The 12,463-nt window shown below is 73.0% G+C and carries 12 protein-coding genes and 1 pseudogene; 8 read left to right on the plus strand and 5 right to left on the minus strand.

Annotated features, from left to right (window positions below):
* Positions 1-16 precede the first annotated feature (16 nt).
* The 8 genes from rnpA (at position 17) to ACGF07_RS06590 (ending at position 6,552) form a co-directional block, all read left to right on the plus strand.
* Positions 17-445 carry a ribonuclease P protein component gene (gene rnpA / locus ACGF07_RS06555; protein ID WP_350743784.1) on the plus strand — a complete coding sequence of 143 codons (429 nt, stop codon included), beginning with the start codon at positions 17-19 and terminating at the stop codon, positions 443-445.
* The gene (gene yidD, locus ACGF07_RS06560) at positions 442-756 is read left to right on the plus strand and encodes a membrane protein insertion efficiency factor YidD (RefSeq protein ID WP_350743783.1); all 315 of its coding nucleotides are present in this window, start codon (positions 442-444) and stop codon (positions 754-756) included. The genes rnpA and yidD overlap by 4 nt, the downstream gene beginning before the upstream one ends.
* Before the next feature lie 3 nt (positions 757-759).
* Positions 760-1,926, plus strand: coding sequence for a membrane protein insertase YidC (yidC, locus tag ACGF07_RS06565; RefSeq protein ID WP_392895965.1), 1,167 nt, complete (start codon positions 760-762; stop codon positions 1,924-1,926).
* 79 nt (positions 1,927-2,005) lie between these two features.
* The gene (locus tag ACGF07_RS06570) at positions 2,006-2,536 is read left to right on the plus strand and encodes a R3H domain-containing nucleic acid-binding protein (protein WP_350743781.1); all 531 of its coding nucleotides are present in this window, start codon (positions 2,006-2,008) and stop codon (positions 2,534-2,536) included.
* Between the two features lie 176 nt (positions 2,537-2,712).
* Positions 2,713-3,540, plus strand: a complete 828-nt coding sequence (gene rsmG / locus ACGF07_RS06575; protein WP_350743780.1) for a 16S rRNA (guanine(527)-N(7))-methyltransferase RsmG — start codon at positions 2,713-2,715, stop codon at positions 3,538-3,540.
* A gap of 246 nt (positions 3,541-3,786) precedes the next feature.
* The gene (locus ACGF07_RS06580) at positions 3,787-4,758 is read left to right on the plus strand and encodes a ParA family protein (RefSeq protein ID WP_350743779.1); all 972 of its coding nucleotides are present in this window, start codon (positions 3,787-3,789) and stop codon (positions 4,756-4,758) included.
* The gene (locus ACGF07_RS06585) at positions 4,755-5,810 is read left to right on the plus strand and encodes a ParB/RepB/Spo0J family partition protein (RefSeq protein ID WP_392895968.1); all 1,056 of its coding nucleotides are present in this window, start codon (positions 4,755-4,757) and stop codon (positions 5,808-5,810) included. The genes ACGF07_RS06580 and ACGF07_RS06585 overlap by 4 nt, the downstream gene beginning before the upstream one ends.
* A gap of 124 nt (positions 5,811-5,934) precedes the next feature.
* Positions 5,935-6,552 carry a GNAT family N-acetyltransferase gene (locus ACGF07_RS06590; protein ID WP_392895970.1) on the plus strand — a complete coding sequence of 206 codons (618 nt, stop codon included), beginning with the start codon at positions 5,935-5,937 and terminating at the stop codon, positions 6,550-6,552.
* Positions 6,553-6,678: 126 nt separating this feature from the next.
* Here the strand turns inward: ACGF07_RS06590 and trxA are convergent, their stop codons facing one another.
* The 5 genes and pseudogenes from trxA to ACGF07_RS06615 all read right to left on the minus strand — a co-directional run bounded on the left by trxA (position 6,679) and on the right by ACGF07_RS06615 (position 12,319).
* Complete coding sequence (gene trxA / locus ACGF07_RS06595; RefSeq protein ID WP_350743776.1) at positions 6,679-7,005, minus strand: thioredoxin; 327 nt, start codon at positions 7,003-7,005, stop codon at positions 6,679-6,681.
* 131 nt (positions 7,006-7,136) lie between these two features.
* Positions 7,137-8,105 (minus strand): thioredoxin-disulfide reductase, encoded by a 969-nt coding sequence (gene trxB, locus ACGF07_RS06600; protein ID WP_350746588.1) that lies wholly within the window; start codon positions 8,103-8,105, stop codon positions 7,137-7,139.
* A 194-nt stretch (positions 8,106-8,299) separates the two neighbouring features.
* Positions 8,300-9,391 (minus strand): hypothetical protein, encoded by a 1,092-nt coding sequence (locus ACGF07_RS06605; protein WP_392895973.1) that lies wholly within the window; start codon positions 9,389-9,391, stop codon positions 8,300-8,302.
* Positions 9,392-9,744: 353 nt separating this feature from the next.
* A pseudogene (gene sigM, locus ACGF07_RS06610) lies at positions 9,745-10,302 on the minus strand (RNA polymerase sigma factor SigM); the annotation flags it as partial.
* A 37-nt stretch (positions 10,303-10,339) separates the two neighbouring features.
* Positions 10,340-12,319, minus strand: a complete 1,980-nt coding sequence (locus ACGF07_RS06615; protein WP_392895975.1) for a serine/threonine protein kinase — start codon at positions 12,317-12,319, stop codon at positions 10,340-10,342.
* Between the last annotated feature and the right edge of the window lie 144 nt (positions 12,320-12,463).

Below are 12,463 nucleotides of genomic sequence, written 5' to 3' on the forward strand. Positions count from 1 at the left end.
CACGACAGAGTCTGTTGTGCTGCCCTCCGAGAATCGGCTGCGGCGGCGCCAGGACTTCGCGACCGCGGTGAAACGCGGTCGCCGGGCCGGCCGGCCCCTTCTGGTCGTCCATCTCAGCAGAGAGGGCGACCTCCAGGGGCCGACCGACCGGACCAGCGACTCCCGCCCGCACGTCGCCGAGGGGACTCCTTCGGCGCGTGCGGGTTTCGTCGTGAGCAAGGCCGTCGGCCCGGCGGTCGTCCGCAACCTGGTCAAGCGCCGGTTGCGCCATCTCATCCGTGATCGTCTGTCCCGGCTGCCCGCCGGTAGCCTGATAGTGGTGCGTGCGCTGCCCCAGGCCGCGACCGCCTCGTACCAGGATCTCGAACGTGATCTTGACGCGGCGCTGAAGCGGTTGCTGAGGGTCGAGCCCGCCGCCTCGGCACCGACGGGAGCAGGGCGATGAAGTACCTGCTGATGGGTCTGATCAGGGTCTACCAGTGGACCATCAGCCCGCTGCTCGGTCCGGTCTGCCGTTATTACCCCTCCTGCTCGCACTACGGCTACGAGGCCGTCAGGGTGCACGGGGCGGTCAAGGGCGGCGGACTGACCGTATGGCGCATCCTGCGCTGCAATCCGTGGTCGCCCGGCGGGGTGGACCACGTACCGCCGCGCAAGCACCCGGTGTGGCACCGCCGGCTGCGCGATCTGCTGAGCCCCAAGAGCGGGACCGCCGAGCCGGAGCCGGTGGCGAAGCCCGATGCCCAAGGAGTCTGACCGGTGACCTTCGGTTTTCTGAGTCCCCTCTACACCGCGGTGTCCTGGATCATCGTCCAGTTCCACTCGCTGTACAGCCACATCTTCGACCCGGACGGTGGCTGGGCCTGGGGTCTGGCCATCGCCTCGATGGTGGTCGTCATCCGGATCTGCCTGATCCCGCTCTTCGTGAAGCAGATCAAGGCGACCCGCGCCATGCAGGCGATCCAGCCGAAGATGAAGGCGATCCAGGAGCGCTACAAGAACGACCGGCAGCGCCAGTCGGAAGAGATGATGAAGCTGTACAAGGAGGCGGGCACCAACCCGTTCTCCAGCTGCCTTCCGATCATCGTGCAGGCGCCGTTCTTCACCGCCCTCTACGGCGTGCTCGCCAAGGTCGCCAAGGGCCAGGACATCGGCGTCATCCACGGCAGCCTGCTGGTCAGCGCCGGCAAGGCGCACATCTTCGGTGCCCCGCTCTCCGCGACCTTCCTCGGCAGCAGCGAGACCAGCGTCAAGATCGTCACCGCGGTGATGATCATCATGATGTCGCTGTCGCAGTTCATCACCCAGCGCCAGCTGATGACCAAGAACGTCGACCTCACGGTGAAGACGCCGTTCATGCAGCAGCAGAAGATGCTGATGTACGTCTTCCCGGTCATGTTCGCCGTGATGGGCATCAACTTCCCGGTCGGTGTCCTGGTCTACTGGCTGACCACCAACGTCTGGTCGATGGGCCAGCAGCTGATCGTCATCCACAACAACCCGACCCCGGGCAGCAAGGCCTTCCAGGAGCGCCAGGCGCGGCTGAAGAAGGCCGGTCGACTGCGTCCGGACGGTACGGAGATCAAGGGCGCGCTCTGGGGCCTGCTGCCCCCGTCCAAGGAGGCCCTCGCCGAGGCGTCCTCCGCGGCCGCCGTGGTCGAAGAGTCGGTGCAGGTGCGCCGCCAGCAGCCGCGCCGGCAGACCAAGGCGCAGCGCCAGCAGGCCGTCGCCACCGCCCAGGGGGAGGCGGACGCGTCCGGGGCGAGCGAGGGCAGCAAGGACGGGCAGCCGACCGACACCGTCCCGGCCGAGTCCGGCCCCAAGCCCACGGCGGCCAAGCAGCCCGCAGCCAAGTCGGGCGGTCCCCGGCAGGGCGCCCGCCAGCAGCCCAAGCGCGGCGGCCAGCGACCGAAGAAGAAGTCCTGACCGACCCCTGCCCCGCTGTGGCACCCCAGAGCTTCGTTCCCGGCCCGCCCGACGGGCCCAACTCCGAAGGAGTCCATCAGTGACGGAAGGCACCACCTCCGCCGTCGAGGCCGAGGCCGCCGCCAGCGCCGACGAGAGCCTCGTCGCCCGCCTCGAGCAGGAAGGCGACATCGCGGCGGACTACCTGGAGGGTCTGCTCGACATCGCGGACCTCGACGGTGACATCGACATGGACGTCGAGGGCGACCGCGCCCTGGTCTCCATCGTGAGCGACGGCAACGACCGCGCGCTCCAGCGCCTGGTCGGCCAGGACGGCGAGGTGCTGGAGGCCCTGCAGGAGCTGACCCGGTTGGCTGTCCACCGGGAGACCGGCGAGCGCAGCCGCCTCATGCTGGACATTGCCGGCTTCCGGGCCCGCAAGCGGGAGGAGCTGGCGGCCCTCGGCGCCAAGGCGGCGGAGCAGGCCAGGACCAGCGGCGAGCAGGTCAAGCTGCGGCCGATGACGCCGTTCGAGCGCAAGGTCGTCCACGACGCGGTCGCGGCCGCCGGTCTGCGCAGCGAGTCCGAGGGCGAAGAGCCCCAGCGGTGCGTGGTCGTGCTGCCGGCCTGAGGCCGACGGGCGACGTCCGGCCGCTGCGGCGGCCGGTGAGCTTCACCGGACGCGACCCCGTCCGCCTCGTGCGGGCGGGGTCGTCGTCCCTTCCGCGGGGTTCGGCCCGGCGGGGATGTTTCACGTGAAACGGTGCGTTGAGCGGGTCGGTGGATCCGGGGATCGGAGAGGTCGAGATGGACACGGAGAGCGGGGCCGCCGGCCGTCCGGGGGCGGACGTGGATCCGGACGCTGAGGGGCGGGCGGCCGAGGCGCCCGAGCTGGACGTGCCGGGCGACGCGCCTGCCGCGGCCCGGGAGGTCTTCGGTGACCGCTTCGACGCAGCCGTCCGCTACACCGAGCTGCTGGCCACCGCGGGCGTCCAGCGCGGACTGATCGGTCCGCGCGAGGTGCCCCGGCTGTGGGACCGCCACGTGCTCAACTGCGCGGTGCTCGCCGAGCTGCTGCCGGCCGGCTCGACCCTGTGCGACGTCGGCTCCGGTGCCGGGCTGCCCGGCATCCCGGTGGCGCTGGCCCGTCCGGACGTCTCGGTGACCCTCCTCGAGCCGCTGCTGCGCCGGACCACCTTCCTGGAGGAGGTCGTCCGCGAGCTGGCGCTGGAGAACGTCACGGTGCTGCGGGGCCGCGCCGAGGAGATGGTCGGCAAGCTCGCGGTGGACGTGGTGACCGCCCGGGCGGTGGCGCCGCTGGACCGGCTGGCCGGCTGGGGGCTGCCGCTGCTGCGTCCGCACGGGCAGATGCTGGCGCTCAAGGGCGACAGTGCCGAGCAGGAGCTGGCCGACTCGCGCGCCGGGCTGACCAAGCTCGGGGCGGTCGAGTGGAGCGTGATCTCGGTCGGCGAGGGCACCCTGGAGACCTCGACCCGGGTGGTCCAGGTCAAGGCCGGGGAGAGCCCCGGCGGTGTGCGGGCCGCGACCCGGCGGGCCAAGATGGCTCGGGCCGGCCGCGGCGCGAACGCGAAGGGCGGCGAGCGCGGTCGGGGCGGGCGGCGCCGCGGCCGCTGAGGCCGGGTGCCACCGAAGACCTGTCGCAGCGGGCGGGCGGTCCTCCAGAACGGGGGAACCGTCCGCCCGTCGTCATTCAGGTGACGGCTGGGCCGATGATCGGACACCGGAGTGTCGCAACGTCAGATTTCCGGCATAGCGGGCATGGTGTTCGACGTGAAACGTCGCTCCTTGCTCTCCGGAATCCTCCGTCGTGACCGGGCGGCGACTGTTGCCGCTCCGGTTTCACGTGAAACACTGAGCCCCATGCAGGACTCGGAGACCATCGACCAGATCGATGACACGCCCATCGCCCGGGCCGCCCAGGCTGCGGTCCAGGCGATCGGCCGAGCGGGGGAGGGGCTTCCCCGGCCCGCCACCACCCGGGTGATCGTGGTCGCCAACCAGAAGGGTGGGGTGGGCAAGACCACCACCACCGTGAACATGGCCGCCTCGCTGGCGATGCACGGACTGCGCGTCCTGGTCGTCGACCTCGACCCCCAGGGGAACGCCTCCACCGCCCTCGGCATCGACCACCACGCCGACGTGCCGTCCATCTACGACGTCCTGGTCGAGGGCAAGCCCCTGGCCGACGTGGTGCAGCCCGTCGTGGACGTCGAGGGGCTGTTCTGCGTCCCCGCCACGATCGACCTGGCCGGTGCGGAGATCGAGCTGGTCTCGCTGGTGGCCCGGGAGAGCCGGCTGCAGCGCGCCATCGCCGCCTACGAGCAGCCCTTGGACTACATCCTGATCGACTGTCCGCCCTCGCTGGGCCTGCTGACGGTCAACGCCCTGGTGGCGGGCCAGGAGGTGCTGATCCCCATCCAGTGCGAGTACTACGCGCTCGAGGGCCTCGGCCAGCTGCTGCGCAACGTCGATCTGGTGCGCGCCCACCTCAACCCCACGCTGCACGTCTCGACCATCCTGCTCACCATGTACGACGCCCGGACCAGGCTGGCCGCCCAGGTCGCCGAGGAGGTCCGGACCCACTTCCAGAACGAGGTGCTGAGCACGGCGATCCCGCGCTCGGTGCGCATCTCGGAGGCGCCCAGCTACGGGCAGACGGTGCTCACCTACGACCCGGGCTCGACCGGGGCGCTCTCCTACCTGGAGGCCGCCCGCGAGCTCGCGCTGCGCGCGGTGGGTCCGGGTGGAGCGCAGGTGGGGCAGCAGCGGGACGGCCAGCAGGGGCACGGAGCCCCGGTGGTACAGCACGGCACGACGGAGGGTCATCGGTGAGCGGTCGCAGCAGGGGACTTGGGAAGGGGCTGGACGCGCTGTTCGGCGGGGCGGCACAGCCCGCGCCGGCCGCGCCGGCGCCGCCCTTGGTGACGGCCACCGGAGGGACCTCGCCGACCGAGGTCCCGACGCTGCCGGCCGACCGCAGCACGGTGGCGGCCCGGGTGGCCGCGGGCAAGCGGGTCATCGAGCAGCCGAAGCCGGCGCCGGTGCCGGGTGCCTTCTTCGCCGAGCTGCCGGTGGACTCGATCGAGCCCAACCCGCGCCAGCCCCGCGAGTACTTCGACGAGGACAAGCTGGCCGAGCTGGTCGTCTCCATCAAGGAGGTGGGCCTGCTCCAGCCGGTGGTGGTGCGTCAGACCGGTCCGGAGGCCTTCGAGCTGATCATGGGCGAGCGCCGCTGGCGGGCGTCCCGTGAGGCCGGACTGACCCTGATCCCGGCGATCGTCCGGGCCACCGAGGACGACAAGCTCCTGTTGGACGCCCTCCTGGAGAACCTCCACCGGGCGGAGCTGAACGCGCTGGAGGAGGCCGCCGCCTACGACCAGCTGCTGCAGGACTTCTCCTGCACCCACGACGAGCTGGCGGACCGGATCGGCCGCTCCCGCTCGCACGTGACCAACACCCTGCGCCTGCTGAAGCTGCCCCCGGCCGTCCAGAGCCGGATCGCCGCCGGGGTGCTGTCCGCCGGACACGCCAAGGCACTGTGCAGCCTCACCGACCCGGAGGACCAGGAGAAGCTGGCGGCCCGGATCAACCGTGAGGGCCTCTCGGTGCGGACCACCGAGGAGATCGTCAAGACCATGAACACGGAGGTCAAGCCGAGCCGTCCGGCACCCAAGGCCGGCAAGCTGCTGACCCCGGCGTTCAACGACCTGGCGAGCCGCCTCTCGGACCGGTTCGACACCCGGGTCAAGGTCGAGGTGTCGCAGCGCGGCGGGAAGCTGGGCAAGGGCAAGGTCGTGCTGGAGTTCGGCTCGGTGGAGGACCTCAACCGGATCCTGGACAGCATGGCCCCGGGCGAGGACGGCCTGCGACTGTCACAGGGCTGAGCCGGCCGGAGGCGACGACCCGATGGGTGCGTGTTGCACGTGAGCGCAGTTTCACGTGAAACATGCACCCATCGGCGTTCACGGGGGAATGCTCGACCGTGAGAGGGAGGAGGAGGTACGGGCCATGGGACGCCGGATAGCCCCGCTGACACTGGACAACCTCGCGGATCTTCCGATCGGGTGCCGCTCCTGCGTGTTCTGGGAGCTGGACCCGGTCAGCGCGAAGGAGGCGGTCGAGTCCGGGAAGCCGGAGCAGGAGAAGGAGGGGTGGATCTCCGCGGTGCTGCTGGAGTGGGGGTCCTGCGGCCGGATCGTCTACGTGGACGACCAGCCCGCCGGCTTCGTGCTCTACGCGCCGCCCGCGTACGTCCCCCGCTCGCAGTCCTTCCCGACCAGCCCGCTCTCACCCGACGCCGTCCAGTTGATGGTCAGCCGCGTCCTCCCCGGGTACCAGCGGCAGGGCCTCGGGCGGGTGCTGGTGCAGACGGTGGCCAAGGACCTGCTCGGGCGCGGGGTCCGGGCCATCGAGGCCTTCGGATCGGCGGGCCGGACGCCGACCAGCTGCGTGCTACCGGCCGACCACCTGCTCGCGGTCGGCTTCAAGACCGTACGACCGCACCACCGGTACCCGCGGCTGCGGTTGGAGGCGCGGACCACGCTCTCCTGGCGGGGCGACGTGGAGGTCGCGCTGGAACGGCTGCTCGGCGGCGGGCGCAAGGAGCCGGCCCTGCGGCCGTTCTGAGCGGGCGCGCCGGGGCCGTGACGGAGCGCTGAGCCGCGGGAGCGGGGCCGCGGAGCGGCAGAACGACGGCGGCGGGGCACCCCGGTTGGGGAGCCCCGCCGCCCGTGCGTTCGGTGACCGGCGTGCCTAGATCAGGCCGTCCAGCTCGCGCATCAGCGCGGCCTTCGGACGGGCGCCGGTGATCTGCTTCACCGGCTGGCCGCCCTTGTAGAGGATCAGGGTCGGGATCGAGATGACGTTGTACTCGGCGGCGGTCGTCTGGTTGGCGTCCACGTCGAGCTTGGCAACGGTCAGCTTGTCGCCGTGCTCGGCCGCGATCTCCTCCAGGACCGGGGCGACCTGGCGGCACGGGCCGCACCAGGTGGCCCAGAAGTCGACCAGTACGGGCTTGTCGCTCTCCAGGACGTCGGACTTGAACGTCGCGTCGGTGACGGTGGTGGTGGCGCCGGCCACGGGAACTCCTCGGGTTCGGACGGAGGGGGCTGCCAGGAGAACAACGGGCGGGCCGTTTCTGTTTCTGCCTGGCCGGGGCGGGGGCGTTCCACGTGGAACGCCCTCGGGGGGTTCGGTCGGTCGCGAGTGGGTCAGACCGCCACGACGGCGGCGGCCTTGGACTCCAGGTCGTCCAGGGCGGCCAGGTAGCGCTCGGCGTCCAGGGCGGCGGAGCAACCGGTGCCGGCCGCGGTGATGGCCTGGCGGTAGGTGTGGTCCACGACGTCGCCGGCGCCGAACACGCCCTCGATGTTGGTCCGGGTCGACGGGGACTCGACCTTGAGGTAGCCCTCGGCGTCGAGGTCCAGCTGGCCCTTGAACAGGTCGGTGCGCGGGTCGTGGCCGATCGCGATGAACAGCCCGGTGACGGCCAGCTCGCGGGTCTCGCCCGTGGTGGTGTCGCGCAGGGTGACGCCGGTCAGCTTCGGGTCGCCGTGGATGGCCTCGACCGCGCTGTCCCACTCGAAGCGGATCTTCGGGTCGGCGAAGGCGCGCTCCTGCATCGCCTTGGAGGCGCGCAGGGTGTCCCGGCGGTGGATGATCGTGACGCTCTTGGCGAAGCGGGAGAGGAAGGTCGCCTCCTCCAGGGCGGTGTCGCCGCCGCCCACCACCGCGATGTCCTGGTCGCGGAAGAAGAAGCCGTCGCAGGTCGCGCACCAGGAGACGCCGCGGCCGGAGAGCTTGTCCTCGTTCGGCAGGCCCAGCTTGCGGTGCTGGGAGCCGGTGGTGACGATCACGGCGCGGGCCTTGTGCACGTTGCCCTCGGAGTCGGTGACGGTCTTGACGTCACCGGTGAGGTCGACCGCGACGATGTCGTCCGGGACCAGCTCGGCGCCGAAGCGCTCGGCCTGCGCCCGCATGTTGTCCATCAGCTCCGGGCCCATGATGCCGTCCCGGAAGCCCGGGAAGTTCTCGACCTCGGTGGTGTTCATCAGGGCACCACCGGCGGTGACGGCCCCCTCGAACACCAGCGGCTTGAGGGAGGCACGGGCCGTGTAGAGCGCAGCCGTGTACCCGGCCGGGCCGGAACCGATGATGATCACGTTACGGACGTCGCTCACTGCTTCTCCTGGTTCGCATCGCGACCCGCGTTTGCTGCGGGGAGGGCGGTCCTGCTCCGCCGCCCGGGACAACGACTGACCAGTCTCCCGCATTCCCAGGCTGATCAGTACCAGGCGCCCGGAGTTCGGGAGCGGCGTCGCGTCCTGGGCGTCGATCGCATGGGAACGACCCAGCGGCCGGCTGGGAACGCTGGTCAGCCCTCGGGGACGGACTGCTGCGACACGACGGGTCCGCAGTCCGGCGAGCGGAAGTAGACGTCCACGAACCCGGGTCGGCCCGGGGAGGGGTAGACCAGCACCTCGACCGGGGCTCCCCGGTAGCTGCCGCGGTCGGTGGCCAGCGGGGTGCCCGGGGCGGGCGGGGGGCAGGAGGCCGAGGGGGGCTGGACGGTCGGGGAGGCGGCGGCGGTCGGTGAGTCGGGTTGCGGCCGCAGGCCCTCCGCGGGTGCCGCGGCGTCGGACTTGGCGTGCCCGGTGGCCCCCGGCCCCGGGGCGGTGCCCGCGCGTGCCAGCAGCTGCTGGATCTGGGCGGCGAGCCCGTCGTCCTGGTAGGCGGTGCCCGGACCGGCACTGCGGGGCGTGCGGGCGCTCTGCTCGGCGGCGGACGTGCTCGCCGGGGCGCCCGCCGTGATCGCGGGGCGGTCATTCGGCGTGGAGGGGGCCAGCAGCAGCGCTCCGCCGAGCCCGAGCGCTGCCAGGGCGGTGGCCGCGCCCAGCAGCAGACCGGCCCGGCGCCGCCGGCGCGGATGGGCGCGGCCGGGGCCGGCGGCCGTGGCGGGGCGGGACGGGGGGGCTGAGGGCCGCGTGGCCGGCCGCACGGACGGCGCCGGGGCGGACGCCCGGTGAGGGTCTCCGACGGCCTTCTGGAGGCTGCGCGCGGCGTCGGCGGCCTCGGCGGGGCCGGCGGGGTCGGTGACGGCAGCGGGGTCGGGGGTGCCGGCGGTGTCAGCGGAGGCGGCGGCGTCGGCGGGCGCCTCCGCGCCGGATGCCCGGGCGGGGGTGCCGGCGTCGATGTGGGCCGCCTCGGGGCGGGCGGTCTGGGCCAGGGCGGCGTCCAAGCGGGCGGCGACGTCGGCGGGCATCGGCTCGGGTGCGAGGGCGCCGAGCAGCGACTGCACCTCGCCCAGCGCATCGACGGTCGCCCGGCAGTCGGCGCAGCCGTCCAGGTGCCGGTGCATGGCCTCGGCGGCCGCGGCGGGCTCGACCAGTCCCTCGGCGAGGTCGGCGAGCTCCTCGACGGAGGGGTGGGACCCGGCGGGACGACGGGAGGAGAGGTGGGCGGTCACGTGCTCGCGTCTCCTTCCAGCGTCGTCCGACCGGCGGTCGGGCCTGTCCCTGTGACGGTGCGGGGCCCCGTCGGGTTCCCCCGGGCGTCGGGGGGCGGCGGTGGGGCCGCGTCGGTGCTGCCCGTGGTCTCCGCCACGGGCCCCGCTCCGGCGGGTGTCCCGCGTGCCGGCGTCTCCCGCGCGGGGGCCGGCCGCGCGGTGGCGGTAGCGGGTGTCCCTCGGTCCGGCGTTCGGCGGACCGGTGTTCCTCGGTCCGGTGTTCGGCGGACCGGTGTTCCTCGGTCCGGTGTTCCTCGGACCGGCGCTGCGCGATCCGGTGTTCCACGTGGAACACCGGTGCCGCCGTCCGCCTCGCGCAGGTGCCGGACCAGGGGCAGCAGCCGGGCCCGCCCGCGTGCGCAGCGGCTCTTGACGGTGCCCACCGGGACGCCCAGCAGCTCGGCGGCCTCGGCGACCGGGTAGCCCTGCATGTCGACCAGGACCAGTGCGGCCCGCTGCTCGGGGGGCAGTTCGGCGAGCGCCGCGGTGACCTCGCGGTGCACCTCGGCGCGGACCACCGGGGAGTCGGCCGGCTCGGCGGGGCCGACCAGGGTGTCCAGCCGCTGGGGGTCGTCGTCCAGGGGCGTGGTGCGGCGCCCGGCGCTGCGCCGGGCGCGGTCCAGACAGGCGTTGACCACGATCCGGTGCAGCCAGGTGGTGACCGCCGAGCGCCCCTGGAAGCCCGCGGCGGCGCGGAAGGCGGAGACCAGGGCGTCCTGGAGGGCGTCCGCAGCCTCCTCGCGGTCGCCGAGGGTGCGCAGCGCCACCGCCCAGAGCCGGTCGCGGTGGCGGTTCACCAGCAGCCCGAAGGCCTCCCGGTCCCCGGCGACGTGCCGGGCGAGCAACGCCGCGTCGTCCTCCGCCACTGCCACCCCTTGCCGCTGTCGTCCGGTGTGCGAAGGGGCGCCGTCAGCCGAAGACCTTCACCTCGGCCACCTGTCCGCGCCACCTGCCTTCGGCGTCCTTATCCTTCGGCAGGCTGGTCAGCCAGATCAAGAGGTAACGCGTGTTCGTCGGGCTGCTCAGGGTGAAGTCGACCGTGGTGCCGGTCTGCTTGTCCAGCACGTTGTACGCCTCCGGCTGGGCGCCCTGCGGGCTGACGGCGGCCTGGGCGTTGGGCACCCGCAGCTCGGCGGTGGTGGTGCCGACGAACTGGACGTTCACCGAGCTGACCGCCTGGGCCGAGCCGAGGTCGATGAGCAGGCCGGTGCCGTCCTTGAGCGGTGGCTTGCTTCCGAAGGGGTCGAGGTACTGCTTGGTCGACCAGGCCGTGTTCGGGTCGCCGTCGAAGACCTTCGGCAGCAGGTAGGTGGACTCCGGGGAGTCACCCCGCGGGTTGTAGGAGAAGGCGTCCCTGATCGGGATCGGCACCGGGCTGTGGGTGCTGGCCTGCGGGCTCGGCGCGGCGCCGCTGGCGGAGGTCTGCGGAGCGGCGTGGGCGGGCCCGGTGTTGCGCAGGTTGTCGACGAACTGCCAGGAGGCGACGCCGATCGCGCCCAGCGCGACCGTCCAGGCGGTGGCCTTGATCACCCGGCGCAGCCGGCGCTTGGTGCGGCGGGAGGCGGTCGGCCGGGACGAGGCCGGCAGCGGGGCGACCTCCGGGTCGGCGACCCGGGTCGGGATGGGCGCCGTGGGCAGCGCGTGGGTGTGGTGCCGGGGCGGGGCCTGGAAGGCGGGCAGCTCGGGCTCGGGCTGGCGGATCTTGGGCATCCGGGCGATCGCCCGGACCAGCTCCTCCGGCGTGGTGATCGGCTCGGCGTGGTGCGGCGGGTGGTCGAACAGGGCCCGGGCGGCGAGCTCGGACAGCCCCTTGTGGACGCCCGCGCGGACCTGGTCCGGCGCGGCGTTCTGGAGGCCCTTCGGCAGCCCCTTGAGGTCGTAGCGGTCCTCGGGGTACGGCCAGCGATGGGTGAGCGCCGCGAACAGCAGCGCGCCGATCGCGCGGGTGTCGGCACGCTGGGCGTCGTCGGTGGAGTCCTCGTCGGGCAGCCCGCGCAGGGCGGCGTCCACCGCGATGCCGTTGATCCGGTACTGGCCGCTGTCGGTGCGCAGCACGCAGCGCGGGGTGAGCCTCAGGTGCGCCTGGCCGCGGCGGTGGGCGGCGGCCACGGCGTCGGCGACCTGGCGGACCATCTGGTAGGCCTCGTGCGGCTCCATCGGGCCGTCGGCGAGCAGCTTGGCGAGGTCGGAGGCGTGCGGGAGCCACTCCCGGACGACGTAGACCAGCTCGCCCTCCTGGACGGCGTCCAGGACCTGGACGAAGCGCGGGTCGCCGAGCAGGGCGGCGGACTTGGCGGCGGCCAGCACCTTGCGGGCGCGCTGGTGGCCGGAGGCCATCAGGTGCACGCCGACGGCCCGGCGCAGCTTCTCGTCGACGGCGCGCCAACTGCTGAAGGTCTCGGTCTGGGAGATGCACTCCTCCAGCCGGTACCGGTGGCCGATCCGGTCGCCGCTGTGCCGCATCGGCGCCGGGAGCGTGCGCGGGAGGGTGGCGGTGTCGCGCGGGTCGACCGTGGGCTGGGGGTCGGTGGGGAGTCGCTTGGGGGCGGCAGCTTCGGGGGCGGGGGCGGGGCCGGGGCCGGGCTTCTTCCGGGCGGTGCCGGCGGCCAGTTCGGCGGCGATCTCCTGGACGGAGAGCGGGGCGGTGATCTCGGAGGTCTCCTCGCCGACGGCGGCCTCCCGCCCGGGGCCGTCCTGGCCGTCCTCGTCGTCGGTCCCGGGATCGTCCTCGTCGTCGGCCTCGGGGGCGTCCGCGGAGGAGGCGTCGGCGGCGTCCGCCGGGGCGGTCTTCCCGTCCCCGAGCCCGTCGATCGCCGCGGCCAGCGCGGCCTCGTCCGCCGCCGCGTCAGCTGCTGACGTGTCGACGACCGCCTTGGTGCCATCAGCCACCGTGGTCCTGCCTCCCCTTGTGTCGCCCCGGCCTGAGAGAGTCGCTGGAGCCCGCGGATTGGCGTCCTGTGCTCCAGGACAATTGTGCCCACTCTTCTCCACCGGGTACGACCGCTGAAAGGTCGGCTCGGTTGCCTACCGGTG

The sequence above is a fragment of the Kitasatospora sp. NPDC048194 genome (assembly GCF_043202455.1).
Lineage (GTDB): Bacteria > Actinomycetota > Actinomycetes > Streptomycetales > Streptomycetaceae > Kitasatospora.